The sequence below is a fragment of the Candidatus Margulisiibacteriota bacterium genome (assembly GCA_041650855.1).
Classification (GTDB): Bacteria; Margulisbacteria; WOR-1; order O2-12-FULL-45-9; family XYB2-FULL-48-7; genus JALOPZ01.
In genome coordinates this window covers 21215-46226 of the sequence record JBAZKJ010000002.1, presented here as the reverse complement: position 1 = coordinate 46226, position 25012 = coordinate 21215, and the positions used below count along the sequence as shown (strand labels likewise).

Sequence of the window (25012 nt, the reverse complement as noted above, 5' to 3'; positions counted from 1 at the left end):
AAGGAACTACAGCAGTTGCTGGAAGACCAGATCGATCGGTTGGGCCGCGTCGATCTCTTTTAACTTTCCCTGCCGCCGGTAATAATCGATCAGCGGCCGGGTCGTTTTCTCATAGACCTCGAAACGCGTGCGGATCGCGGCGGCGTTATCGTCCGCCCGGCCTTCGATCTGCGCGCGCAGCAGCAGCCGCTTGACCACTTCTTCTTCGGCGACCTTGAAGTAGATCACCCGGTCAAGGTCGAGCTTTTGCGCGGCGAACATCGCCGCCAGCGCCTCGGCCTGCGCCATTGAACGGGGAAAACCGTCAATGATAAAGCCGTTCTGGCAGTCCGGCTGCGCGATCCGCTGCCGGGTCAGCTCAATGGTGACTTCGTCCGGCACCAGCTTGCCCGCGTCCATGAACGCCTTGCACTTTTGCCCGATCGCCGAACCTAACCTGACCTCTTCCCGCAAGATATCGCCGAGCGAGATATGCGGCAGCTTTTTCCGCTCCGCCAGCTTTTTCGCCTGGGTCCCCTTGCCGGAACCGGGCGGGCCCAAGAAGATCAGGATCACGCCAGCAATCCTTCGTACTGGCGGGTGACCAGGTGGGTCTCGATCTGGCGGACCAGGTCGAGCGCCACGCCGACAACAATCAGCAGGGAGGTCGACCCTAACCCCTGGAACGAGGTAATGTGGGTCAGGCCTTCAACGATCGTCGGGATCACGGCGATCGTCGCCAAAAAGACCGCCCCGACCAGGGTCAGCCGGGTGATCGTGTATTCCAGGTACTGGGCGGTCGGTTTGCCCGGCCGGATACCGGTCACGAAACCGCCGTATTTCTTGATGTTCTCCGCCAGTTCGTTCGGGTTGAACGTAATGGCGGTATAAAAGTACGTAAAGAAAAAGATTAGGGCGAAATAAAAGACCATGTACAGGCTGCCCGACGGCGACAGCCAGCCGACCACCCGCTGGACCAGCGGATTGGGAATGAACTGGGCAATGGTCGCCGGGAACAGGAGCACGGACGAAGCAAAGATGATCGGGATCACGCCCCCCTGGTTGATGCGGAGCGGGATATAGGTCGATTGGCCGCCGTACATCTTGCGGCCGACGATCCGTTTCGCGTACTGCACGTTGATCCGTCGCTGACCCTCTTGCACGATGACGATCGCCACCAGCATGAACAGGAACGACAGGAGCAGGATGATCACGCCGATCAGCGAGGCGCCCCCCTTGACCAGGGTGACCGTTTGGCCCACGTAAGCCGGGATCCGGGAGACAATGCCGACAAAGATCAGCAGTGAAGCGCCGTTGCCGATCCCCTTGTCGGTGATCAGCTCGGAGAACCACATGACCAGCGTGGAGCCGGCGGTCAGGGCGACGACCGTGCCCGCCAGGAAGAAAATGAAACTATACCCTTCGACCATGACGCCGCGCAGCCAGAACGACATGCCGAAAGCCTGAAAAGCGGCCAGCACGACCGTCAGATAACGGGTATAACTGGCGATCTTCTTGCGGCCGGCCTCCCCTTCCTTGGCCAGCTCTTCCAGCTGCGGGATTACGACTTGCAAAAGCTGGAGGATGATCGAGGCGTTGATGTAAGGGACGATCCCCATGGCGAAGATCGAGAACCGCATCAGCGCGCCGCCGGTGAACAGGTCGAGGAAATTCAGGATATTCCCCTGGCCGAACAGTTGCTCCAGCTTCAGCGTGTCGATGCCGGCGACCGGGATGTGCGCTCCCAGCCGGAAAAGGACGATCATGCCCAGCGAGAAAAGCAGTTTTTTCCGGAGGTCGGCGATATTCAGGAAGCCCGAGACGATGTTAAGCATTGAGGATTATCGCTTTGCCTCCGGCCGCTTCAATCTTTTTCTTGGCCGCCGCGCTGAACTTGTGGGCGGAAACTTCGACCGCTTTCTTGACCTCGCCCACGCCCAAGACCTTGATCAGCCCGGTCGCGCTCTTGACCTGGTCCAGCTGGTCGAGGTTGAAGATCTGGTATTCCTGGCGGAACGGATAGTTCTTAAAACCGCGTTTGGGCAAGCGGCGGTAAAGCGGCGTCTGCCCCCCCTCGAAACGGCGCCCCTTGGTCCCGCCCGACCGGCTGGTCTGGCCCTTGTGCCCGCGGCAGCAAGTCTTGCCGTGCCCGGAGCTGGTGCCGCGGCCGACCCGTTTCCGCCGGTGCTTGGAGCCCGAAGCCGGCTTTAAAGTGTTAAGCTTCAACATAGTGGACCTTTGGTTCCTTTCCTCTTTCGGCCGCGACCTGTTCGAAGCGCTTCAGCAAGCTGAGCGCGTCCAGCGTGGCCCGCGCCACGTTGATCGCGTTGGCCGAACCGATCTTTTTCGCGACGATGTTCTTGAAGCCGCAAAGCTCTAAAATGGTGCGGACCGAGCCGCCGGCGATAACCCCGGTGCCGCGCGGCGCCGGCCGGAGCACGACGGAGCTGGCGGAAAATTTCCCGATCACGTCATGCGGCACGGTCCCGGCGTACAGCGGGACGTCCATCATGTTCTTCTTGGCCGAGTCGACCCCCTTGCGGATCGCCGCGGAAACCTCGGCCGCCTTGCCGATCCCCAGGCCGACCCGCGACTTCATGTCGCCGATCACGACCACCGCCCGGAAACCCATTTTCTTACCGCCCTTGACCACTTTGGTCACCCGGCGGATCTGCACCACTTTTTCCTTGAACTCCGATTGTTCCCTTTCGTATTGTCTCGCCATTAGAATTCCAGCCCTCCTTCACGGGCAGCATCAGCTAACGCTTTAACGCGGCCGTGATAAAGGGACTTGCCGCGGTCGAAAACCACTTTTTTGAAACCCTTGGCGATCGAGCGCTCGGCGATCAGCTTACCGATCGCTTTGGCCGCGGCGACGTTGCCGCCGTACTTGACGACCCCTTTTTCGACCGTTGACGCGGCGGCCACTGTCCGGCCGTCCAGGTCGTCGATCACCTGGGCGGTGATGTTTTTCAGGCTCCGCTTGACCGACAAACGCGGCCGTTCCGCGGTCCCGATGATCTTCCGTTTTTTCATGTTACGACCCACCTCCGGTCCCGGCCGCCTTGGCGGCCTTACCGGCCTTGCGCCGAACTATCTCGCCCAGATACTTGATCCCTTTGCCTTTGTACGGCTCAACTTCGCGGGTTTGCCTGATCTCGGCCGCGATCTGGCCGACGACCTGGCGGTCGGCGCCTTTAATAATGACCCGGGTATTGCCCTGCACGGCGAATTCGACGCCGGCCGGCGGCTCGAACTCGACCGGGTGGGAGAAACCGAGCTGCAGCTGCAGCTTTTTTCCCTGCATCTGGGCGCGGTAGCCGACCCCGACCAGGTCCAGGTCCTTTTGGAAACCGGTCGTGACCCCGGTGAACATGTTCTTGATCAGGGCGTTGTACATCCCCTGCATCGCCTGCGCGAGCCGCTCCTCGGTCGTGCAGACCGTCAACAGCTTTTTATCTTCGACCTTGACCGCGACCTGCGGCCGCAGCGCCTGGACCAGGGTCCCTTTCGGCCCCTTGACCTGGATCTGCCCGTTGTCGATCTTGACCTCGACCCCGGCCGGTATTGCTAACGCTCTTTTGCCTATTCTACCCATTGTTCCCTACCACACATAACAGATGACCTCGCCGCCGATCTTTTGCTCGCGCGCGGTTTGGTCGGTCATCAGCCCCTTGGGGGTGGAAATGATCGCGGTGCCGAACCCGGAGCGGATCCGCGGGATCTTATCGGCCCCGACGTAGATCCGTTTGCCCGGCCGGCTGACGCGCTTTAGTCCGCTGATCACGCCCTGCTTGCCGCCGGTGTATTTGGGGACCAGGCGGAGCTGCTTCTTGTTCAGCCGGGTCAGCACTTCGCATTTCTCAATGTAACCCTCGGCCAGCAGAAGCTTGCCGATCTCTTCCTTCATGCGGGAGTGCGGCATCTCCACCGTTTCTTTATTTACTTTAATACCGTTGCTTAACCGTACGAGCATATCTGCGATCGAATCCATTATTATCTCCTTGCTACCAGCTTGATTTGGTCACGCCCGGTATCTGCCCCTTGTGCGCCAGGTTGCGGAAGCAGATCCGGCAGAGCCCGAACTTGCGAATGTAAGCGCGGGCGCGCCCGCACTGGGAACAGCGGTGCTTGGCTCGCGTGCTGAACTTCGGTTCCCGCTTCAATCTTTCCAACCAGCATTTCTTTGCCATTATGCTCCCTCTTTCCTGAACGGCAGGCCGATCAGCTCGAGCAGCTGCCGGGCATCGTCGTCGGTTTCCGCCGAGGTGACAAAAGTGATGTCCATCCCCCGGACCCGGTCAACGTTCTCATAATCGACCTCGGGGAAGATCAGCTGTTCCTTGAGCCCCAGAGTGTAATTGCCGCGCCCATCGAACGACTTCGGGTTGATCCCCTTAAAGTCGCGGATCTTGGGGAGGCAGAGATTGACCAGCTTGGTGATGAACTCGTACATCCGGTCGCCCCGCAGAGTTACCTTGAGACCGATCGGGATGTTCCCGCGCAGCTTGAAAGCGGAGATCGCCTTTTTGCTGTTGGTGACCAGCGGCTTCTGGCCGACGATCGCCGTCAACTCCGCGGCCGAGATCTCGATCGCCTTGGCGTTCTCGCGGGCTTCCCCGACCCCGCGGTTGATGACTAGCTTGACCAGGTGCGGCACCTGCATCGGGTTCTTGTATTTGCGCTCTTTCATCATTTTCGGCACGATCTCTTTGAGATATTTATCTTTTAATACCGTCATGTTTACACCTTATCCACGATCTCGTTGCAGCTTTTGCAAACGCGGACCTTTTTCTCGTTCGTTTCCTTGTAGGCGATCCGGGTCGGCTCGCTGCAGCGCGGGCAGACCAGCATGACGTTGGAAGCCTGCAGCGGCATCGGTTTTTCGATGATCCCGCCCTGGAAGTTGCGGCTCGGCCGCTGGTGCCGTTTCGCGACGTTGACCCCTTCGACCGTCACCTTGTCCCGTTCCGGGTACACCTTGATAACCTTACCTTTTTTCCCTTTGTTCTTGCCGGCCAGGACCAGGACCGTGTCGCCCTTCTTGATCGCCATTAGACTACCTCCGGCGCCAGCGAGATGATCTTCATGTACTCTTTTTCGCGCAGTTCCCTGGCGACCGGGCCAAAGACCCGGGTGCCGCGCGGATTTTTATCTTCGGTAATGATCACGATCGCGTTATCGTCAAAAGTGACGTAAGAGCCGTCCGGCCGGCGGAGCGGCTTGCGGGTCCTGACGATCACGCCAAAAACGACCTCGGATTTCTTGACCGTCATATTCGGCAAGGCTTCCTTGACCACCCCAACGATCATGTCACCGATCCCGGAATACTTGCGATTTGACCCGCCCAGGCAGCGGATGCACATCACGATGCGGGCCCCGGTATTATCGGCCACTTTGACCATACTACGCGGCTGAATCAATTTTAGTCCTCCTCACGACCCGCCAGCGTTTATCGCGGGACATCGGCCTCGTCTCCATGATCTCCACGCGGTCGCCGACCTTGCACTCGTTAAGTTCGTCATGCGCCTTGAACTTCTTGGCAACTTTCATGACTTTCTGGTAAAGCGGGTGGCGGTAGACGCGTTCTACCTTGACCACGACGGTCTTTTGCATCTTATCGCTGACCACGATCCCTTCTCTGATCTTAGTCCGTCCTCTATCCAAGTTACTTAGCCCCCTTTTCCTGAATGATGGTCAAGACCCGGGCAATGGCACGCCGGACCTCTCTGAGCTTAAGCAGGTTCTTGAGCTGCTGGTTCGCCCGCTGGATCCGCAGCGTCAGCAGTTCGCGCCGCAGTTCGGCCGCTTTTTTCTGCAATTCGGCGACCGTCAGTTCTCTTAATTCCTTGGTTTCCATTATTTGGTCACCAGCCTGGTCTCGACCGGCAATTTATAAGCGGCCAGCCGGAGCGCTTCTTTCGCCTCTTCCGGGGTCACGCCGGCGACCTCGAAAATAATGTGGCCGCGCTTGACCGGCGCCACGAAACGGACCGGCGCCCCCTTACCCCCGCCCATGCGGGTCTCGGCCGGGCGGGCGCACATGATCTTATCGGCAAAAACCCGCAGCCAGATCTTGCCGCCCCGCTTAAAGTAATGGGCCAGCGTTTTGCGGGCCGATTCGATCTGGTTGACCGTCAGCATCCCCATCTCCAGCGCCTGCAGGCCGTACTCGCCGAACATGACCGAATTGCCGCGGCAAGCCACGCCCCGGACCCGGCGGCGCTGGTGCTTGCGAAATTTAGTTTTGGCCGGTACCAGTACCACTTGTCACCTTCTCCTTCTTGACCGGGAGGACGTCTCCCTTGTAAACCCAGCACTTGACGCCGATCTTGCCGTACATGGTCATCGCTTCGGCAAACCCGTACTGGATGTTCGCCCGCAGGGTGTGCAGCGGCACGCGGCCCATGCGGTACCATTCGCTCCGGGCGATCTCCGCCCCGTTCAGGCGGCCGCCGACCATCACTTTGACCCCTTTGGCCCCGGCACGCAGCGCGCGGGACACGGTCTGTTTCATCGCCCGCCGGGTGGAAATGCGCCGCTCCAGCTGGCCGGCGATATTCTCGGCCAGCAGCGTGGCGTTCGCCTCCGGGCCTTTCTCTTCGTGGACGTTGAGCTGGACCTGTTTACCGAATTTCTTGACCAGGTCGTCGCGGATCGCCGCCACTTCCTTGCCGCCCTTACCGATGATCAGGCCGGGCTTGGCGGTGTACAGGTCGATCTCGACCTGGTTCGCCTTGCGGCTGATCTTGATCTGGGAAATGCCGGCCTTGTACAGGCTTTCCTTCAGGTATTTCCGGATCGCGACATCTTCCGCGAGCAGCCGGCCGAACTCGAACTTGCTGGCGTACCAGAAGCTGTCCCACCCTTCGATGATCCCGAGCCGGAAACCCCGCGGATTAACTTTTTGGCCCATTACTTATTTCTCCTCCAGACAGATCGTGACGTGCGACGTCCGTTTCTTGATCGGGAAAGCCCGGCCGCGCGCCCGCGGCTGGAAGCGTTTCATGATGACCCCTTTATTGGCGTAACATTCGCTGACCATCAGTTTGGCCTCGTCCAGCTTGAAGTTCTGCTTGGCGTTGGCAACGGCGGATTTCAGGACCTTGGCAATGATCCGCGCCCCTTTTTGCGGCATGAACTTGAGCAGGGTCAGCGCTTCCGCGGCCGGCCGGCCGCGCACCACGTCCAGCACCCGCTGGATCTTGCGGTCGCCGCTCTTCACCCATTTGACTTTCGCGATCACTTTCGTCATGTCAGTGTCGTTGCCTTGTCGGTCGGCGCGCTGTGGCCGCGGAACACGCGGGTGTGGGAAAATTCCCCCAGCTTGTGGCCGACCATGTTCTCGGAAACGTAGACCGGGATGTGCTTAACGCCGTTGTGCACCGCGAACGTGTGCCCGATGAACTCCGGGATAATGGTGCAGGCGCGCGCCCAGGTCTTGATGATCTTTTTCTCCTTGCTCATTTCCATTTTCTGGACCTTACGCAGCAGTTTTTCGTCCACGTACGGCCCCTTTTTAATTGAACGTCCCATTTAACTTATTTCCTCCTGGTCAAAATGAAGCGCTCGCTCCGCCGGCGCGGTTTCCGCGTCTTTTTGCCGAGCGACGGATTGCCCCACGGGTCGACCGGCTGCTTGCGGCCGATCCCGGCCTTGCCTTCGCCGCCGCCGAGCGGGTGATCGCACGGGTTCATGACGACGCCCCGGACTTCGGGGCGGCGGCCCAGATGCCGCTTTTTGCCGGCCTTGCCGAGGATCACGTTCTTGACGTCTAAATTGCCGACCTGGCCGATCGTGGCGCGGCAATTCAGGTGGATCATCCGCTGTTCGCCGGACGGCAGTTTAACGATCGCGTAGCCGTTCTCCTTGCCGAGCATGACCAGGGCCGCCCCAGCCGACCGGGCGATCTGTCCGCCGCGGCCCGGCTCCAGCTCGACGTTATGGATCGTGGTCCCGATCGGGATCGAGCGGAGCGGCAAAGCGTTCCCCGGCTTGATGTCGACTTCCACGCCCGACATGACGGTATCGCCGTCGGTAAGCCCCAGCGGGGCCAGAATATAGCGCCGTTCCTTGTCCTGATATTCGAGCAGGGCGATCCGGCAGTTCCGGTTCGGGTCGTATTCGATCCCGATCACGGTCGCGGCCATATCGTCCTTGGTCCGCTTGAAGTCGATCAGCCGGTAATGCTTCTTGTTCCCGCCCCCCCGGTGGCGCATGGAGACAAAGCCGCGCCAGTCGCGGCCCGAGGTCTGGTGCTTTTTCGCCAGCAATTTCTTTTCCGGAAAATTCTTGGTAACATCCGCGTAATCGTCGGAGATCCGGAACCTGGTCCCGGGACTTCTGGGATTGAATTGTTTTACGCCCATTTTACGCTTCCAACTCCTGGATCTTCTGGCCTTTTTGCAGCGTCACGTACGCTTTCTTCCAGCCCGAAGTATGCCCGATCGAACGGCCCATGGCCCGGCGTTTGGGCCGGACCATACAGGTGCTGACCCCGGCCACCTTGACCTTAAAACATTTTTCCACCGCTTGCTTGACCGCGGTCTTGGTCGCATCTTTGTTAACGCGAAAAACGTAGCAGGCTTTTTCCTTGGCCCGCAGGCTCTTTTCGGTCAGGAGCGGCGCCACGATGATCTGTTCGTGTTCCATTAAACTAACTGTGCCTCCAAATGTTTGACGGCGGCCGCGTCGGCCACGACCCATTCCGCCTTGAGCAACTCGTAAATATTAAGGTCTTTCGCCGGCAAGACCTTGACCCCGGCGATGTTGCGGATCCCGCGGACAAAATCCGGGTTCTCGCTCCCCATCAGGACCAAAACGTTCCCGCTGACCCCTAACCCTTTGAGGAATTTGACTCCCTCTTTCGTCTTCGGCTGCGGCAGCGCCAGACTGTCCGCCACCTTGACCCGTTCCTCCCGGTTCATTGCGGAAAGCGCGACCCGCAGGGCGAGCCGGCGCATCTTGACCGGCAGCGCGTAAGCGTAGCTGCGCGGTTTCGGCGGGAAGATCACGCCGCCGTGCCGCCAGAGCGGCGAGCGGCTGCTGCCGGCGCGGGCCCGGCCGGTCCCCTTCTGCGCCCACGGCTTTTTGCCGCCGCCGGACACTTCGGTCCGGGTCTTGGCGCTGTGGTTCCCCTGGCGTTGCGAAGCCAGGAACCAACGGAGCGTTTCGTGCACCACCGCCTCATTCATTTTTTCCTGGAAGATCTTACTTTCTAATGACGACATAATTGCCTTTTTTCCCCGGGACCGCTCCGCGGAGCAGGATCAGGTTCTTTTCGGGAATGACCTGGATAACCGTCAAACTCTTTTGGGTCACTATGCTGTTGCCCATCCGGCCCGGCATTTTCCGCCCCTTCCAGACGCGGCCGGGCGTGGTGCCGGAACTGGCCGAGCCGACCAGCCGGTGCGATTTGGAACCGTGCGACATCGGACCGCGGTGAGTGTGGAACCGCTTGATGTTCCCCTGGAAACCTTTGCCGATCGACCGGCCGGTGACCTTGACCACGTCGCCGGGCTTGAACATGTCGACCTTCAGCTCCTGGCCGACCTGGTAATCTTCCGTCTTGTCGACCCGGATCTCCCTTTTCTTCTTGGCAAACTCCAGCTGGACCGCCTTGTAGCCTTCTTTCTCGGCGGTCTTGACCTGGGTAACTTTGCACGGTCCGGCCTCCAGGACCGTCACGCCGTGCATGACCCCCTGTTCGTCGAAAACCTGCGTCATTCCTTTTTTAATGCCGATCATTGTCTTAGTCCATCTTGATTTCGATGTCGACGCCGGACGGCAAGTCGAGCTGCATCAGCGCGTCAACCGTCTGCGGCGGCGGATCGAGGATATCGATCAGTCGCTTGTGGGTCCGGATCTCGAAGTGCTCGCGGGATTTCTTGTCCACGTGCGGCGAGCGGAGAACGCAATATACTTCCTTATCGGTCGGCAGCGGCACCGGACCAGAGACCAGGGCCCCGGCCCGCTTGGCGGTGTCCACGATCTTCACCGACGACGCGTCCAGGATCCGGTGGTCGTAACTTTTCAATTTTATCCTGATCCTCTGTTTTACCATCTTGTTTATTTCCCCTGTGACTTGCCGGACTTTTCGATCAATTGCTCCGCGATGTTCTTCGGCACCTCGCGGTACTCAGAGAACTCCATCGTGTACGTGCCGCGCCCCTGGGACAGCGAGCGCACGTCGGTCGCGTAACCGAACATGTTCGCCAGCGGCACCTTGGACTTGATCGTCTGGACCCCCAGGTGCGACTCCATCTCTTCAACATGACCGCGCCGCCCGCTCAAATTGCCGATCACGTCCCCCATGTACTGTTCGGGGACGACCACTTCCACTTTCATGACCGGTTCCAGCAAGACCGGCTTGGCCTTGAGCACCGCCGCCTTGAACGCCATGGAGCCGGCGATCTTGAAGGCGATCTCCGACGAGTCTACTTCATGGTAAGAGCCATCAAATAGGGTCGCCTTGATGTCCAAGACCGGGTAACCGGCCAGGACACCGCTCGACATCGCTTCCTTGATCCCGTTCTCGACCGCCGGTATGTACTCGCGCGGAATAGTCCCGCCGACGATCCCATTCTCGAACTCGAACCCTTTGCCCGCTTCCAGCGGTTCGATCTTGATCCAAACGTGGCCGTACTGGCCGCGGCCGCCGGTCTGGCGGACAAACTTCCCTTCCTGTTCCGCCACGCCGCGGATCGTTTCGCGGTAAGCAACTTGAGGTTTACCGACGTTAGCCTCGACGCGGAATTCGCGCAATAGGCGGTCGACAATGATCTCCAGGTGCAGCTCGCCCATGCCGGAGATGATGGTTTGCCCGGTCTCGGGGTCACCTTTGACCTTGAAGGTCGGGTCTTCCTCCGCCAGCTTGGCGAGCGCCATGCCGAGCTTCTCCTGGTCGGCCGAGGTCTTCGGTTCGATCGCCACGAAGATCACCGGCTCCGGGAACTGGATGGATTCCAGGATGATCGGCTTGCTCTCCTCACATAGTGTATCACCGGTCGTCGTATCTTTCAATCCCACCGCCGCCCCGATGTCGCCGGCGTAGATCTCCGAGATCTCTTCGCGCTTGTTGGCGTGCATCTGCAGCAGGCGGCCGATCCGCTCCTTGCGTCCCTTGACCGAATTGTGCGTGTACGACCCCGTCGACAAAACGCCGGAATAGACCCGGAAAAAGGTCAAGCGCCCGACGAACGGATCGGACATGATCTTGAACGCCAGCGCGGCGAACGGCTGGTCGTCGGACGGCGGGCGGCTCTCGGTCGCCCCGGATTTCGGGTTGACGCCCTCCACGGCCTGCTTGTCCAGCGGCGACGGCAGGTAGTCGATGATCGCGTCGAGCAGCGGCTGCACGCCGCGGTTCTTGAAGGAAGAGCCGCAGAACACCGGGACGACCTTGCCATCGATCGTCAGCTTCCTGATCCCCTTCATGATATCTTCTTTGCTGAGCGAGTGATTGCCCAGGTATTTCTCGAGCAGCTCGTCGTCGGCCTCGGCTGCCGCTTCGACCAGCTTCTCGTGCCACCCTTTGCAGACCTCCATTAGTTCGGCCGGGATCGGGCCGCGCTTGAATTCCATCCCCAGCTCATCTTGATAGGTGATCGCTTCCATCGCGACCAGGTCGACCATCCCGCTGAACTGGTCTTCGGCGCCGATCGGCACCTGCATGACGATCGGGTTCGTCTGCATCCGCTCCCGGATCTGGGTGACGACCCGGAAGAAATCGGAGCCGAGCCGGTCCATCTTGTTGATAAAGGCCATGCGCGGCACCCGGTAGCGGGTCGCCTGCCGCCAGACCGTTTCCGACTGCGGCTGGCAGCCGCCGACGGCGCAGAAAATGACGACGACCCCGTCCAGGACGCGCATCGAGCGCTCCACTTCGACGGTAAAGTCGACGTGGCCGGGGGTATCGATGATATTGATCCGGTGGTCGCGCCAGAAAGTGGTCGTGGCGGCGGAAGTGATGGTGATGCCGCGCTCTTTTTCCTGGATCATCCAGTCCATGGCGGTGTTCCCCTCATCGACGTTGCCGATGCGGTGCAGGCGCCCGCTGTAAAAGAGCACCCGCTCCGTCGTGGTGGTCTTGCCGGCGTCAATGTGCGCGGCAAACCCCATGTTCCGGTATTTACTTATGTCCGTTTCTCTCGCCATTTACCACCTAAAGTGCGCGAACGCCTTGTTGGCCTCCGCCGTCTTGTGCAACGTTTCCTTGTTCTTGATCGCCACGCCGGCGTTGTTCGCGGCGTCGATCAGTTCGCTCGCCAAATTCTCGACCATCGACCGGCCGCCCCGCTCCCGGGCCCCTTCCCGCAGCCACTGCATCGCCATCGCCTGGGCGCGCTCCCGGGAGATCTCCACCGGGACCTGGTAAGTGGCGCCGCCGACGCGGCGCGCCTTGACCTCGAGCAGCGGGCTGACGTTGGTCATCGCTTTCTCGAAGGTTTCCAGCGGCTCCTTGTTCAGCCGCTTCTTGATCTCGTCCATCGTCCGGTAGAAAATGTTCTCCGACTTGCTCTTCTTCCCCTGGATCATCATCTTATTGATGAACTTCTGCACCATGACGCTGTTGTAAATGACGTCGGGCTGCGCTTTCCGTTTGGGGGTCTTTCCGTGCCTAGGCACTGGCGCCACCTCCCGCTTTCGGCCGCTTCGCCCCGTACTTGCTGCGGGACTGGCGGCGGCCTTCAACGCCGGCCGTATCGAACGCGCCGCGCACGATGTGGTAGCGGCAGCCCGGCAGGTCCTTGACGCGGCCTCCCCGGACGAGCACGACCGAGTGTTCCTGCAGATTATGGCCGACGCCCGGAATGTAGGCGGTGACCTCGATGTGGTTGGTCAGCCGGACGCGGGCGACCTTGCGCAGCGCCGAGTTCGGTTTTTTCGGCGTGGTCGTGTAAACGCGGGTGCAGACGCCGCGGCGCAGGGGCGAACCCTGCAAGGCCGGCGCCTTGCTCCTTGTTGATTTGAAACCTCGTCCTTTCCGGATCATTTGGTTGGTAGTCGGCATTTACTCCTCCTGCTTGGTCGTTTCTTCTTCCATCTCGGTCACGTCGCCCACGGTCGGGACCAGTTCTAAATTGCGGTACCCGATAAAGCCGGTCCCGGCCGGGATGATCTTGCCGATGATGACGTTCTCTTTCAGGCCGTACATCTCGTCGATCCGCCCCTTGACCGCGGCATCGGTCAGGACCCGCGCGGTTTCCTGGAACGAAGCGGCCGAGAAGAAGCTGTCGGTCGAGAGCGATGCTTTGGTGATCCCGAGCAGGACCTCCGTCCCTTCGGCCTTCTCGCCCTTGATCTTTTCGTTGGCTTCTTCCAGCACCTTGGTATCGATCAGCTCGCCCGGCAAGAGGGTCGTGTCGCCCGAGTTGACGACGCGGACCTTGCGGGTCATTTGCCGGACGATCGTTTCAATGTGCTTGTCGGCGATGGTCACGCCCTGGGCCCGGTAGATCTTCTGGATCTCGTCGACCAGGAAGCTCTGGGCGGCCCGCACGCTGAGGATCCGCAGGACGTCATGCGGGTTGACCGTCCCTTCGGTGATCTGCATGCCGCAGTGGACCTTGTCGTTGGTGGTGACGCGCAGGCGGGTCTCGTACGGCACCAGGTATTCTTTGGCCGGGTCCTTGGCGTTCTTGATCGTCACGACCCTGACCCCTTCGCGCTCCGACACGTTGACCAGACCGTCGATCTCGGAGAGGATCGCCGGTTCTTTCGGCCGGCGCGCCTCGAAGAGCTCTTCGACGCGGGGCAGACCTTGAATGATGTCCCGCGTCTTGGAGGGATCGCGGCGGATCGATTCGACCCGGGCGATGAAATCGTAGCTTTCGACCGCGTCGCCGTCTTCGACAAAGAGCCGGGAGCCGGCGATGATCATGTAGCTTTCGCCCGGCGCCACCGTGACCGCGCTCTTGCTCGCCGCGATGATCGAGCCGATCGTTTTGCAGACCAGGCCGGCCGCGAGCTCGTCGCCCGCCTTGGCCTTGTCGCCGACCTTGACGAAGAGCTGGGAATCCTTGGGTACGTCGTATTCCTTGACGACCTTCGGGTTATAAACGAAAACTTCGCCGTCCTTCTTGGCCACCCGCTCCTTGCGCTGGGTGGTGAGGTCGAGGCCGAGGAACATGACCTTGCCCGGCGAGCTGGAAACGACGTGCTCAAAGGTCGGATCGTACTCGGCCAGAGTGTCGCCGTGGCTGATCTTGTCCCCTTCCTTAATCTTGAGGATCGAGCCGAGCGGCATGATGTACTCTTCTTTCTTGTCCTTGATCTTGATGTAGATGGTGGAGCTGCGGGAGATCACTTTCTGTTTGGTCCCGAGCTCGTCGGCTACGTCGCGGATCTCGATCCCTTCGCCGAAGTGAACGGTGCCGGTGTGCTTCGCCTTGATCGCCGTCTTGGCCGCCTTGTGCAGCGCGACGCCGCCGATGTGGAAGGTTCTCATGGTCAGCTGGGTGCCCGGCTCGCCGATCGACTGGGCGGCAATGGTGCCGACCGCTTCGCCGATGTTGACCATGCCGAGCGTCGACAGGTCGCGGCCGTAGCACTTCTGGCACAGGCCTTTCTTGGTCTGGCAGGTCAAGACGGAACGGACCTCGACCCTCTCCACCCCGGCCTCGGCGATCAGGCGGGCGGTTTCCGCGTTCATCATCTCGCCCGCCTTGGCCAGTGTTTTACTGGAGAGGATATCCTTGACATCCTTGGTCGGGATCCGGTTGACCAGCCGCTGCGCCAGCGGAATGACCTCTTCGTACCCTTCGCGGACGGTTAATAGATCAATGCCCTTGTCGGTCCCGCAATCTTCCTCGGTCACCATAACGTCCTGCGCCACGTCCACGAGGCGGCGGGTCAGGTAGCCGGAATCGGCGGTACGCAGGGCGGTGTCGACCAACCCTTTGCGCGCGCCGTATGAGGAAATGAAATATTCGGTGACGTTCAGGCCTTCTTTAAAGTTCGCTTTGATCGGGATGTTGATGATGTTGCCGAACGGATCGGCCATCAGGCCGCGGATACCGTTCAGCTGGCGGACCTGCTGGACGTTGCCGCGGGCGCCGGAGAACGCCATCATGTAAACGGAATTGAGCTTGTCCATCTCCTTCAGCATCAGGGCGGTGATCTCTTCGGTGACCGCGCCCCAGATGTCGAGCGAGCGGATGAATTTTTCCTTGGACGACAGCGACCCTTCGCGGAAATGCTGCTCCAGCCGGGCGATCTGGTGGTCGGCCTTCTCGACGATCTCTTTTTTCCGGGCCGGGACGATCAGGTCGTCGATGGCGATGGAGACGCCGGCCAGCGTGGCGTACTTGAAGCCGAGCCGCTTGATCTCGTCGGCGATCCCGGCCGTGGCGGCCGCGCCGTAACGGACGTAGCAGTCGGAAACCAGCGCTTCCAGCTCTTTCTTGCCGAGCACTTTGTTCAAGTAAGGATATTCTTCGGTGATCCCCCGCTGGGCGAGGACCCGGTTCAGCGTGTTGTTGAACTTGATCCGGCCGACGGTCGTCTCGATCACCTGGCCGTGGCGGCGGACCTTGACCGGCGCGTGCAGGTGGACCTCTTCCAGGTCGTTGGCGACCATCGCCTCCCAATCGTTGGCGAAGATCAGCCCCTTGCCGAGCGTCTCGCGGTCGTTCTCTACCGTCATGTAATAAGTGCCGAGGACCATGTCCTGGGTCGGGGTGATGACCGGGCGGCCCGACGCCGGCGACAGGACGTTATTGGACGAAAGCATCAGGATCCGCGCCTCGACCTGCGCTTCCGGCAGGAGCGGCACGTGCACGGCCATCTGGTCGCCGTCGAAGTCGGCGTTGAACGCCGGGCAGACGAGCGGATGGATCTGGATCGCCTTGCCTTCCACCAGGACCGGCTCGAACGCCTGGATGCCGAGGCGGTGGAGGGTCGGCGCGCGGTTCAGCATGACGGGATGCCCCTTGATGACCTCTTCCAGGATATCCCAAACGAGCACTTCCTGCCGCTCGATCATCCGCTTGGCGGACTTGACGTTCTGGGCGATCCCCCGGTCAACGAGCTTGCGAATGACGAACGGTTTGAAGAGCTCCAGCGCCATCCCCTTGGGGAGGCCGCACTGGTGGAGCTTGAGCGACGGGCCGACGACGATGACCGAGCGGCCGGAATAGTCGGTCCGTTTACCGAGCAGGTTCTGCCGGAAGCGGCCCTGTTTGCCTTCGATCCCATCGGTCAGGGACTTGAGCGGGCGGCCGGACGAGCCGGTCACGGCCCGTTTGCGGCGGCCGTTGTCGATCAGGACGTCGACGGCCTCCTGCAGCATCCGCTTCTCGTTGCGGATGATCATTTCGGGCGCGCCCATGTTGATCATCTTTTTGAGCCGGTTGTTCCGGTTCAGCACGCGGCGGTAAAGATCGTTCAGGTCGGAAGTGGCGAAACGGCCTCCTTCGAGCTGGACCATCGGCCGCAGGTCGGGCGGGATGACCGGCAGGACTTCCATGATCATCCATTCCGGCCGGTTGCCGGATTTCTGGAACGATTCGGCGACGCGCAGCCGCTTAATGATCTTCATCCGCTTCTGGCCGACCGAACCTTTCAGGTCGCGGCGGAGCTTGGCCACCAGGGCGGGCATGTCGACTTTGGCCAGCAGTTCGCGGACGGCGCGGGCGCCGGTCTCGGCCTTGAACTTGTTGCCGTATTTTTCGACCGCTTCCTGGTAATCGGCTTCGCGCAGGATGGTGCCGACCTTAAGCCGTTTAACTTCGCCGGTGATCTCGGTGATAATGTAAGCGTCGTAATAAATGACCTCTTCCAGCGCCCGGGTGGAAACGTCGAGCAGCAGGCTGATGTAGCTCGGCACGCCGCGCAGGAACCAGATGTGGGCGACCGGCTCAACGAGGCGGATATGCCCCATCCGCTCGCGGCGGACGCGGGAAGTGGTGACCTCGACGCCGCACCGTTCGCAAACGATGCCGCGGTAGCGGACCCGGCGATACTTGCCGCAATGGCACTCCCAGTCCTTGACCGGGCCGAAGATCTTTTCGTCGAACAGGCCGCGGCGCTCCGGCTTGAAAGTGCGGTAATTGATCGTCTCGGGCTTTTCGACCTCGCCGTGCGACCAGGAGAGGACCTGTTCGCTCGACGCGATGCCGATCTTGATGTAGCTGAACTCTTTTTCCTCGTATTTCTTAATCGCCAAGTTTACCAGCTCCTGTGCCGCGGCCGAAGATCTGCGGCACGCGTTCGCCTGACGCCCTGACCTCCTCGTCAACGTTGACCTCGCGGCCATCCGCACTCATGGTCTTGATATCCAGGCAAAGCCCGCGCAACTCCTTGATCAGGACCTTGAACGATTCCGGCGTGCCCGGTTTGCCCATGCTCTTCCCCTTCAGGATCGCTTCGTAAACTTTGGACCGGCCGACGACGTCGTCGGACTTGACGGTCAGGATCTCCTGCAGCGTGTGCGCGGCGCCGTAAGCTTCCAGCGCCCAGACCTCCATCTCACCGAAGCGCTGGCCGCCGAACTGCGCCTTGCCGCCGAGCGGCTGCTGGGTGATCAGCGAGTACGGGCCGGTGGAGCGGGCGTGCATCTTGTCGTCCACCAAGTGGATCAGCTTTAACAGGTACATGTAACCGACGGCGACCTTGCGGCCGAACGTCTTGCCGGTGCGGCCGTCATAAAGATCGACCTTGCCGGTCTTATCGAGCCATTTGAGCCCGGCTTTTTCCGCCGCCGCTTCCAGCTCGCCTTCGACGATCTTGATCGAGGCATTGTCCTCGTACGCTTCGTCAAAAGGCGGCAGCTCGTAATGCTTGCCGAGGATCTTGCCGGCATGCCCGAGCAGCAGCTCAAAGATCTGGCCGATGTTCATCCGGGAAGGAACGCCGAGCGGGTTCAGGATAACGTCGACCGGGGTGCCGTCCGGCAGGAACGGCATGTCTTCTTCCGGCAGGACCCGGGAGATCACGCCCTTGTTACCGTGGCGGCCGGCGACCTTGTCGCCGATCGAGATCTTGCGCATCTGCGCGATGTAAACGCGGACCAGCTCGTGCACTCCCGGCGGCAGCTCGTCGCCCTGTTCGCGGGAGAAAGTGCGGACGGCAATGACCTTGCCGCTCTCGCCGGGCGGGACGCGCAGCGAGGTGTCGCGCATGTCGCGGGCCTTGTCGCCGAAAATGGCGCGGAGCAGTTTTTCTTCGGCCGGCAGTTCGGTCTCGCCTTTCGGGGTGACTTTGCCGACCAGGATATCGCCGGCCTCGACTTCGGCGCCGGCCACGATGACGCCGCGCTCATCGAGATTGGCGACCGCGTCTTCCCCGACGTTGGGGATCTCGCGGGTGATCTCTTCCATGCCCAGCTTGGTGGCGCGGACCTCGACCTCCAGCCGCTGGATGTGGATCGAGGTGAACAGGTCTTTCTTGACCAGCCGTTCGGACAGGATGACCGCGTCTTCGTAGTTATAGCCTTCCATCGGCATCATGGCGACCAGGACGTTCTTGCCGAGCGCCAGTTCGCCGTCGCGGGTGGCGGCGCTGTCGGCCAGGACGTCGCCGTCCTCGACCTTGTCGCCGACCTTGACGCGCGGCCGCTGCATCAGCATGGTGTCCTGGTTGCTCCGGCCGTAGGTCAGTAGGCGGTAGACGTCTTTGGTCGAACCGCGGGTCACGGTGATCTCGGTCGCGTCGACCTTGGAAACCTTACCGGCGTTCTTGGCGGTGATCAGGGTGCGGGAATCGCGGGCGACCTTCCCTTCCCACCCGGTGCCGACGATCGGCGCTTCGGTCTCGAGCAGCGGCACCGATTGGCGCTGCATGTTGGCGCCCATCAGGGCGCGGTTGGCGTCGTCGTGTTCGATGAACGGGATCAGGGCGCTGGTAATACCGACGATCTGTTCCGGCACGACGCCGACATAGTCGACCTCGTTCGGTTGGGCGTAGACGAATTCCCGCTTGTAGCGGACCGGCACCTGGTCCTCGATGATCTTGCCGTTATCGTTGACCTTGACGTCGCAGGAACCGATCCGGTGGAGGTCTTCAATATCGGCGGTCAGGTACTCGAGGCGGCCGGAAACGATCCCTTTATCGACGCGGCGGTAAGGGGTCTCGATGAAGCCGTATTTATTGACCCGGGCGTAGGTCGAGAGCGACGCGATCAACCCGGCGTTCGGGCCTTCGGGCGTCTCGATCGGGCAGATGCGCCCGTAGTGGGACGGGTGGATGTCGCGGACCTCGAAACCGGCCCGTTCGCGGTTGAGACCGCCGGGGCCGAGCGCCGAGAGCCGCCGCTTGTGAGTCAGTTCTGCCAGTGGGTTGGTCTGGTCCATGAACTGGGAGAGCTGGCTCGAGCCGAAAAATTCCTTGATGACCGCTTGCAGCGGGCGGATGTTGACCAGCTGGCTCGGGGTGACCGGTTCGTTCCCCCTGACCATCATCTGTTCCTTGACCAATTTTTCCACGCGGGCCAGGCCGACGCGGATCTGGCGCTGCAGCAGCTCGCCCACCGCGCGGATGCGGCGGTTGCCCAGATGGTCGATGTCGTCCGAGATCCCTTCACCGGCGTTGATCATGATCAGGTAGCGGACCATCGCCAGGATGTCGTCCTTGGTCAGCGTTTGCTTCTCTTCCGGCACCTTGATGCCGAGCTTGCGGTTCAGTTTGTACCGGCCGACCTTCCCCATGTCGTACCGGCGGGCGTTGAAGAAGAGGTTGTTCAGGTAAACCTGGGCCCCTTCCTGGGTTACCGGATCGCCGGGCCGGAGCCGCTTGTACAGCTCGACCAGGGATTCGTCGTGGGGCATGATCGGGCATTCCTTCAGGGAGCGCCGGCGAAACTCGCCTTCCGGCAGGGCGGCCAGGATCTCTTTCTCGGTCGCGCCGATCGCCGACAGGAACATGGTGACCGGGATCTTGCGGGTCCGGTTGATGCGCGCGAAAATGGCGCCGCCCGCGTCGGTCTCGATCTCCAGCCAGGCGCCCCGGTCGGGAATGACCGTGGCGTAGTAAATGACCCGGCCGGTCCGCTCGTTCCGCTTGGATTCGCGGTAGTAGACGCCGGGCGACCGGACGAGCTGGGAAACGATCACGCGTTCCGCCCCGTTGATGATGAACGTCCCGCGCTCGGTCATCATCGGCAGGTCGCCGATAAAGACTTCCTGCGCTTTGACCTCTTTGCTCTCCTTGTTCAGGAGGCGGGACTCAACCTTGATCGGGACGGCATAGGTGGTCTCGCGGATCAGGCAATCTTCCGGCGCGTACTTCGGTTTCCCGAAGGAACACTTGCCGGAAAAAGAGAGCTCGAGCTTCCCCTGGAAGCCCTTGATCGGCGAAACGAGCTTGAGCTCTTCCGCGAGCCCCTCTTCGAGGAACCAGCGGAAAGAGTCGCGCTGGAGCTCCAGCAGATCTGGCGGCTCCACGGCCTTTTTATGCGGACCGTAAACCTTTTTGCGTGTTATCACTTGATCTCGACCTTCGCTCCTTCAGCTTCGAGCTTTTTCTTCAGCTCTTCGGCCTCTTCCTTCTTGATCTTATCCTTCACGGTCTTGGGCGCGTTGTCGACCAGGTCTTTCGCCTCTTTAAGGCCGAGACCGGTCAGTTCGCGCAGGACCTTGAGGACCTGGATCTTCTTGTCGCCGGCCGCGGTCAGCACGACGTCAAAGTCTTCCTTGACGGCGGCTTCGGCGGCTCCACCGGCTGCGCCTCCCCCGGCCATCATGACCGGAGCGGCAGCGGTGACACCGAACTTCTCTTCCAGCTTCTTGACCAGATCGTTCAGCTCCAGGACCGTCATCCCCTCTACTGCGGTAATAATCTCTTCAACTTTTGCCATCACTATTCGCCTCCTTTCTGTTTCTTGATCGCGTCAATCGCGTAAACCAGCTTGCGGATCGGGCCACTCAACACGTTAGCCAGGCCGTAGAGCGGCGACTTGAAGCCGCCGACCACTTTCCCGATGAGCACTTCCCGGGACGGCAGCTTGGACATCTCGTTCAACTCTTTATCATTAAAGAGGGTCTTGTCCACCAGGCCGGCGCGGATGCTCCCTTTTTCATTATCTTTTATGAACTTGACCAGGACCTTGAGCGGGGCGACCGCGTCCTTGTAGCCGAGCAGCAGCGCCGTGGAACCTTTGAGATGCTCCTTGATCTGGCCGAGACCGCTTTCGTCCACCGCCCGCTCGATCAAAGTGTTCTTGATGATCCGCAGTTCCGACCCTTCCGGCCGCAGTTTTTTGCGCAGCTCGGTGATCTGCTTGACCGAATAGCCGTGGTAATCGGAAACGACCATGACGGTCGCCCGGGAGATCTTCTCTTTCAGCTCGTCAACGACCTTTTTCTTGACCGCTATCGCTTTCTCGCTCATGCCGTCGCCTCTTCCACCGCGAGCCGCGGGTCGATCTTGATGCCGGGGCCCATGGTCGTGGAGATCGTGACCGATCTGATGAAAACGCCGCCCTTGAAGCCGCTCGGCTTGGCGTGGCTGATGGCCGCGATGACCGCCTTCAGGTTCTGGTGGAGCGCTTCGGCGGTGAAGGAGACCTTGCCGATCCCCAGGTGGACGGCGCCTCCCTTGTCCATCTTGAACTCGACCTTGCCCCCCCGGAATTCGGCGACCGCTTTGCCGATCTCCGGCGTCACGGTGCCGGCTTTCGGGTTCGGCATCAAGCCCTTGGTACCAAGGATCTTGCCGAGCTTCCCGACCTCGCCCATCATGTCCGGGCTGGCGATAACGATGTCAAAATCGAAGAAACCGCCCTTGATCTTTTCGATCAGATCGGCGGCCCCGGCGATCGAAGCGCCGGCCTCTTCCGCTTCCTTGATCCGGGTCGAATTGGTGATGACGGCGACCTTCTTGGTCTTGCCGCTGCCGGCCGGCAGGACAACGGTCCCGCGGATCGACGGGTTCTTGACGGTGTCGACGCCAAGCTTAAGCGCCAGGTCGACCGATTCGTCGAACTTGGCCCGCTTGGTCTGCGGCAGCAGCTTGAGCGCCGCTGCGGGGGTCAGTAATTTTTCCCGGTCCACCAGCTTGGCGACCGCTTCGTACTTTTTGGCTTTTTTCATTGGACCACTATCCCCATACTGCGCGCCGTGCCGGCCACGATCTTGGCGGCGGCGTCAATATCATTGGCATTGAGATCGGGCAGCTTGATCTTGGCGATCTCCCTGACCTTGTCCAGCGTTACCTGGCCGACCTTGGTCTTGTTCGGCACGCCGGACCCTTTTTCGACCCCGGCCGCTTTCCTGAGCAGGTCGGCGACCGGCGGGGGCTTGAGGATAAAAGTGAAAGAGCGGTCCTTAAAGATGGAGATCTCCACCGGCACGATGCTGTCGCCTTTGTCCTTGGTGGCGGCATTGTACTGCTTGCAGAACTCCATGATGTTGATGCCGTGCTGGCCGAGCGCGGGACCGATCGGCGGCGCCGGGTTGGCTTTGCCGGCCGGGATCTGGAGCTTCACTTTGACTAATAGTTCTTTTGCCATGTTAGTTTATCTTTTGCGCGTGCTCAAAGTTGACCTCGACCGGCGTATCCCGGCCGAAAATGTTGATCAGGACCTTGAGCTTCCCTTTCTCCGCGTTTATCTCGTCGACCACGCCGGTATATCCGCGGAAAGCACCGGAAATGACCCTGACCCCTTCGCCCTGCTCGAAAGAGACTTCCAGCTTCTCTTCCTTGCCGAGCTGCTTGAGGACCCGCTGCATCTCTTTTTCCGAGACCGGCGTCGGCTTGACCTTGGTCCCGATGAACCGAGCGACCCCGGAGGTCTGCCGGATCAGGTACCAGGTCTCCTCGTCCAGGATCATGTCGACGAAAACGTACCCCGGGAACATTTTGCGGACCTTTTCCAGCCGCTTGCCGTTCTTGATCTCGATCGTCTCTTCCAGCGGGACCAGGATCTGGAAAACCCGCTCTTTGAGCCCTTCGTCGACGATCGTCTGTTCCAGCGCCGACTTCGCCTTATCTTCCTGGCCGGTCAACGTCTGGATCACGTACCATTTGCGCTCGCCTTCGATGATCTTCGGTTTGGCCTTCTCCTTGGCCGGAACCGGCTCGGCCGGGACCTCGGCTTTGACTTCGGGCGCAACGACCGGTTCTACCGCCGGCTGGGCCGGTTCGGCGGCCGGCGCGGCGTTCTCCGCGGCCTGTTCTGCTGTCTTTCCCTGCTCGATGTTTTCTTCCATTTTTACTTCAGCAACGCCTTGAAAAGCGCCGCCAGCCCGTAATCGACGATCATGACAAAGAGCGACGTCGCAATGACGATCACCAGAATTATCACGGTCGCAACCGCGACGTAACGCCGGTCGGGCCAGACGACCTTCCGCATCTCGGCCAGGGTCTCTTTAATGTAACCGAGTATCTTATCTTTCATTTTTAAGGATCGGGCCTGCCCCGACTTGAACGGGGAGTCCCGGTTTTGGAGACCGGTGGTTTGCCATTAACCGACAGGCCCGGGCAAAAACCTACTTCTCCTCCTTATGTTTGGTCGTCTTACGGCACCAGGGACAGAATTTGGAGAGCTCGAGCCTCTCCTTGGTATTCTTTTTGTTCTTCGTCGACGTATAGTTCTTACGTTTACAGACGGTACAAGCTATAGTAATGATTTCTCGCATTTATCTCTCCAAACGCACAAACCCTCCCTATCCCGCCTTTACGGGCAAAATAGAGAGGGGAAATTCAACCTATCCTCGCGTAACCTCAGGAAGGCGTTTGACCTCGACTAAACCAGATCCCGGGCATTGAAGCGTGCCAGAGACGAGCCGATCCCCGATTAGCCAAACAACAAGGGTTAATTTTACGCTACCGGCCGCGGATTGTCAAGGGGTATTTTACGGATTCGGGATATATTTGAGGATCGTGCCGTTATCCCCCACGGCCCACCCTTCGGTCGCGCTGCGGAACTGGACCTCGTTCAGGCTATCGTTGACCCCGGTCGGTCTTTCCTGCCAGGTTTCCCCGGCATCGGTCGTCCGAAGCGCTTTGCCGCCCGCGCCAACCAGCCAGCCCTCCAGAGTATTAATAAATGAAAGAGAATAATAGGTCGTGTTGACCCCGGTTTCCCTGGTAACCCAACTGGTCCCCCCATCGGTCGTCTTTAAGATCCAGCCGTTGGCTACGCTCCCGGCCGCGAAACCGTGGTTTTGATCGACAAAATCGACCGTATTAAGGTCGACGCTGACCCCGCTCGTCTGCACTCCCCAAGTAAAACCGCTATCGGTGCTCTTTACGATCTGCCCGCTCGAACCGACCGCCCAACCGTAGTTAGCATCGACAAAATCGACCGCATATAACGTTCCGGTCGTTCCGGTCGTCATCGGCCCCCAGCCGACCCCGGCATCGGTCGTCTTATACAATTGCTGGTTCGCAGTCGAGGAGTTGCCTACTACCCACCCATTGTCCGAATCATAGTATTGGATATCCTGGATGGTTATAACGCCGATGCTTGGGGTGTCTACCGCCCAATCGGTTCCGCCGTTGGTCGTTTTGACGATCTCGTGATTGTGGCCGGCGACCCAACCGTTATTGGCGTTAAGAAAAGAGAGCGCGTAAGCGTAATTGAGGATCTGGCTTTCCTGGGTCGCCCAGCTCGTCCCGCCGTTGGCCGTATGCAGGATAGTGGAATCGTCGACGCCGTAGTTCCTGATCGCCGCGATCCAGCCATTATTATCGTCGGCAAAACAAATCCCCTGCAGGCTGTTGGTCGTACCGCTCGCACGCCCTTCCCACCAGATCACGGTCGTGGTGGTCGTGGCAGTGGTCGTGGTGGTCACGATCGTCGTAGTGGGCACCGTGGTGGTAGTAGAGGATGGCGGCTTGGTCGTCGTCGTGCCCGTGGTCGTCGGGACCGCCGGGGCCGTGGTGGTTGGAGCGGCCGTAGCGGTCGTGGCCGGGGCCGCCGTCGTCGTGGTGATCGTGGTGGTGGCCGGCGCCGCCGTAGTGGTCGCGGCCGCGGTCGTTGTGGTGGTGCCGACGACGATCGAACCGCCGCCCCCGCCGCCGCAGCCGGCCAGCAGCCTAAGCGCTGACAGGACAACGACTACTGTCAATAAGAATAGCGCCGACCGTTTTA

General features: G+C 60.6%; 35 protein-coding genes and 1 tRNA gene. All 36 read right to left on the bottom strand.

What is annotated here, in order from left to right; translation table 11 throughout:
* Positions 1–6: 6 nt before the first annotated feature.
* The 36 genes from WC529_04830 to WC529_04655 all read right to left on the bottom strand — a co-directional run bounded on the left by WC529_04830 (position 7) and on the right by WC529_04655 (position 24989).
* Complete coding sequence (locus tag WC529_04830; protein ID MFA5113603.1) at positions 7–555, bottom strand: adenylate kinase; 549 nt, start codon at positions 553–555, stop codon at positions 7–9.
* Positions 552–1814 carry a preprotein translocase subunit SecY gene (gene secY, locus WC529_04825; GenBank protein ID MFA5113602.1) on the bottom strand — a complete coding sequence of 421 codons (1263 nt, stop codon included), beginning with the start codon at positions 1812–1814 and terminating at the stop codon, positions 552–554. The genes WC529_04830 and secY overlap by 4 nt, the downstream gene beginning before the upstream one ends.
* Positions 1807–2205: a 50S ribosomal protein L15 gene (gene rplO, locus WC529_04820; GenBank protein ID MFA5113601.1), complete on the bottom strand. Its 399-nt coding sequence runs from the start codon at positions 2203–2205 to the stop codon at positions 1807–1809. Before rplO ends, secY begins: the two co-directional genes overlap by 8 nt.
* Entirely contained in the window at positions 2195–2704 is a 510-nt protein-coding gene (gene rpsE, locus WC529_04815; GenBank protein ID MFA5113600.1) for a 30S ribosomal protein S5, read from the bottom strand. The genes rplO and rpsE overlap by 11 nt, the downstream gene beginning before the upstream one ends.
* Entirely contained in the window at positions 2704–3015 is a 312-nt protein-coding gene (gene rplR, locus WC529_04810) for a 50S ribosomal protein L18 (GenBank protein MFA5113599.1), read from the bottom strand. Before rplR ends, rpsE begins: the two co-directional genes overlap by 1 nt.
* A gap of 1 nt (position 3016) precedes the next feature.
* A complete protein-coding gene (rplF, locus tag WC529_04805; protein MFA5113598.1) occupies positions 3017–3577 on the bottom strand; it encodes a 50S ribosomal protein L6 in 561 nt (186 codons plus the stop codon).
* A gap of 6 nt (positions 3578–3583) precedes the next feature.
* On the bottom strand, positions 3584–3973 hold the full coding sequence (gene rpsH, locus WC529_04800) for a 30S ribosomal protein S8 (GenBank protein MFA5113597.1): 390 nt from the start codon (positions 3971–3973) through the stop codon (positions 3584–3586).
* Between the two features lie 13 nt (positions 3974–3986).
* Positions 3987–4172, bottom strand: a complete 186-nt coding sequence (locus WC529_04795; GenBank protein ID MFA5113596.1) for a type Z 30S ribosomal protein S14 — start codon at positions 4170–4172, stop codon at positions 3987–3989.
* Complete coding sequence (gene rplE / locus WC529_04790; GenBank protein MFA5113595.1) at positions 4172–4720, bottom strand: 50S ribosomal protein L5; 549 nt, start codon at positions 4718–4720, stop codon at positions 4172–4174. Before rplE ends, WC529_04795 begins: the two co-directional genes overlap by 1 nt.
* A gap of 2 nt (positions 4721–4722) precedes the next feature.
* Positions 4723–5034 (bottom strand): 50S ribosomal protein L24, encoded by a 312-nt coding sequence (rplX, locus tag WC529_04785; GenBank protein ID MFA5113594.1) that lies wholly within the window; start codon positions 5032–5034, stop codon positions 4723–4725.
* Entirely contained in the window at positions 5034–5402 is a 369-nt protein-coding gene (gene rplN / locus WC529_04780) for a 50S ribosomal protein L14 (protein ID MFA5113593.1), read from the bottom strand. The genes rplX and rplN overlap by 1 nt, the downstream gene beginning before the upstream one ends.
* The gene (rpsQ, locus tag WC529_04775; GenBank protein MFA5113592.1) at positions 5386–5646 is read right to left on the bottom strand and encodes a 30S ribosomal protein S17; all 261 of its coding nucleotides are present in this window, start codon (positions 5644–5646) and stop codon (positions 5386–5388) included. Before rpsQ ends, rplN begins: the two co-directional genes overlap by 17 nt.
* Position 5647: 1 nt before the next feature.
* On the bottom strand, positions 5648–5839 hold the full coding sequence (rpmC, locus tag WC529_04770) for a 50S ribosomal protein L29 (GenBank protein ID MFA5113591.1): 192 nt from the start codon (positions 5837–5839) through the stop codon (positions 5648–5650).
* Entirely contained in the window at positions 5839–6246 is a 408-nt protein-coding gene (gene rplP / locus WC529_04765; protein ID MFA5113590.1) for a 50S ribosomal protein L16, read from the bottom strand. The genes rpmC and rplP overlap by 1 nt, the downstream gene beginning before the upstream one ends.
* Entirely contained in the window at positions 6221–6895 is a 675-nt protein-coding gene (gene rpsC / locus WC529_04760) for a 30S ribosomal protein S3 (protein MFA5113589.1), read from the bottom strand. The genes rplP and rpsC overlap by 26 nt, the downstream gene beginning before the upstream one ends.
* 3 nt (positions 6896–6898) lie before the next feature.
* Positions 6899–7234: a 50S ribosomal protein L22 gene (rplV, locus tag WC529_04755; protein ID MFA5113588.1), complete on the bottom strand. Its 336-nt coding sequence runs from the start codon at positions 7232–7234 to the stop codon at positions 6899–6901.
* On the bottom strand, positions 7231–7515 hold the full coding sequence (rpsS, locus tag WC529_04750; GenBank protein ID MFA5113587.1) for a 30S ribosomal protein S19: 285 nt from the start codon (positions 7513–7515) through the stop codon (positions 7231–7233). The genes rplV and rpsS overlap by 4 nt, the downstream gene beginning before the upstream one ends.
* 5 nt (positions 7516–7520) lie before the next feature.
* Positions 7521–8348: a 50S ribosomal protein L2 gene (rplB, locus tag WC529_04745; GenBank protein MFA5113586.1), complete on the bottom strand. Its 828-nt coding sequence runs from the start codon at positions 8346–8348 to the stop codon at positions 7521–7523.
* A 1-nt stretch (position 8349) separates the two neighbouring features.
* The gene (locus WC529_04740) at positions 8350–8631 is read right to left on the bottom strand and encodes a 50S ribosomal protein L23 (protein MFA5113585.1); all 282 of its coding nucleotides are present in this window, start codon (positions 8629–8631) and stop codon (positions 8350–8352) included.
* Positions 8631–9209 (bottom strand): 50S ribosomal protein L4, encoded by a 579-nt coding sequence (rplD, locus tag WC529_04735; GenBank protein ID MFA5113584.1) that lies wholly within the window; start codon positions 9207–9209, stop codon positions 8631–8633. Before rplD ends, WC529_04740 begins: the two co-directional genes overlap by 1 nt.
* Positions 9190–9726 (bottom strand): 50S ribosomal protein L3, encoded by a 537-nt coding sequence (gene rplC / locus WC529_04730; GenBank protein ID MFA5113583.1) that lies wholly within the window; start codon positions 9724–9726, stop codon positions 9190–9192. The genes rplD and rplC overlap by 20 nt, the downstream gene beginning before the upstream one ends.
* Before the next feature lie 4 nt (positions 9727–9730).
* Positions 9731–10042: a 30S ribosomal protein S10 gene (rpsJ, locus tag WC529_04725; GenBank protein ID MFA5113582.1), complete on the bottom strand. Its 312-nt coding sequence runs from the start codon at positions 10040–10042 to the stop codon at positions 9731–9733.
* 5 nt (positions 10043–10047) lie between these two features.
* Positions 10048–12135, bottom strand: coding sequence for an elongation factor G (fusA, locus tag WC529_04720; GenBank protein ID MFA5113581.1), 2088 nt, complete (start codon positions 12133–12135; stop codon positions 10048–10050).
* Positions 12136–12606 carry a 30S ribosomal protein S7 gene (rpsG, locus tag WC529_04715; GenBank protein ID MFA5113580.1) on the bottom strand — a complete coding sequence of 157 codons (471 nt, stop codon included), beginning with the start codon at positions 12604–12606 and terminating at the stop codon, positions 12136–12138.
* The gene (gene rpsL / locus WC529_04710; protein ID MFA5113579.1) at positions 12599–12991 is read right to left on the bottom strand and encodes a 30S ribosomal protein S12; all 393 of its coding nucleotides are present in this window, start codon (positions 12989–12991) and stop codon (positions 12599–12601) included. Before rpsL ends, rpsG begins: the two co-directional genes overlap by 8 nt.
* A complete protein-coding gene (gene rpoC, locus WC529_04705; GenBank protein MFA5113578.1) occupies positions 12992–17146 on the bottom strand; it encodes a DNA-directed RNA polymerase subunit beta' in 4155 nt (1384 codons plus the stop codon).
* Positions 17136–20360: a DNA-directed RNA polymerase subunit beta gene (gene rpoB, locus WC529_04700; protein ID MFA5113577.1), complete on the bottom strand. Its 3225-nt coding sequence runs from the start codon at positions 20358–20360 to the stop codon at positions 17136–17138. The genes rpoC and rpoB overlap by 11 nt, the downstream gene beginning before the upstream one ends.
* Before the next feature lie 38 nt (positions 20361–20398).
* A complete protein-coding gene (gene rplL / locus WC529_04695) occupies positions 20399–20773 on the bottom strand; it encodes a 50S ribosomal protein L7/L12 (protein MFA5113576.1) in 375 nt (124 codons plus the stop codon).
* Between the two features lie 2 nt (positions 20774–20775).
* On the bottom strand, positions 20776–21306 hold the full coding sequence (gene rplJ / locus WC529_04690; protein MFA5113575.1) for a 50S ribosomal protein L10: 531 nt from the start codon (positions 21304–21306) through the stop codon (positions 20776–20778).
* Positions 21303–22007 (bottom strand): 50S ribosomal protein L1, encoded by a 705-nt coding sequence (gene rplA, locus WC529_04685; protein ID MFA5113574.1) that lies wholly within the window; start codon positions 22005–22007, stop codon positions 21303–21305. The genes rplJ and rplA overlap by 4 nt, the downstream gene beginning before the upstream one ends.
* Positions 22004–22426, bottom strand: coding sequence for a 50S ribosomal protein L11 (rplK, locus tag WC529_04680; GenBank protein MFA5113573.1), 423 nt, complete (start codon positions 22424–22426; stop codon positions 22004–22006). Before rplK ends, rplA begins: the two co-directional genes overlap by 4 nt.
* Before the next feature lies 1 nt (position 22427).
* A complete protein-coding gene (nusG, locus tag WC529_04675) occupies positions 22428–23126 on the bottom strand; it encodes a transcription termination/antitermination protein NusG (protein MFA5113572.1) in 699 nt (232 codons plus the stop codon).
* A gap of 2 nt (positions 23127–23128) precedes the next feature.
* Positions 23129–23314 (bottom strand): preprotein translocase subunit SecE, encoded by a 186-nt coding sequence (gene secE / locus WC529_04670; GenBank protein ID MFA5113571.1) that lies wholly within the window; start codon positions 23312–23314, stop codon positions 23129–23131.
* A 10-nt stretch (positions 23315–23324) separates the two neighbouring features.
* Positions 23325–23395, bottom strand: a tRNA-Trp gene (locus WC529_04665).
* Positions 23396–23405: 10 nt separating this feature from the next.
* Positions 23406–23555 carry a 50S ribosomal protein L33 gene (rpmG, locus tag WC529_04660; GenBank protein ID MFA5113570.1) on the bottom strand — a complete coding sequence of 50 codons (150 nt, stop codon included), beginning with the start codon at positions 23553–23555 and terminating at the stop codon, positions 23406–23408.
* Between the two features lie 216 nt (positions 23556–23771).
* Complete coding sequence (locus WC529_04655; GenBank protein MFA5113569.1) at positions 23772–24989, bottom strand: YCF48-related protein; 1218 nt, start codon at positions 24987–24989, stop codon at positions 23772–23774.
* Positions 24990–25012 lie beyond the last annotated feature (23 nt).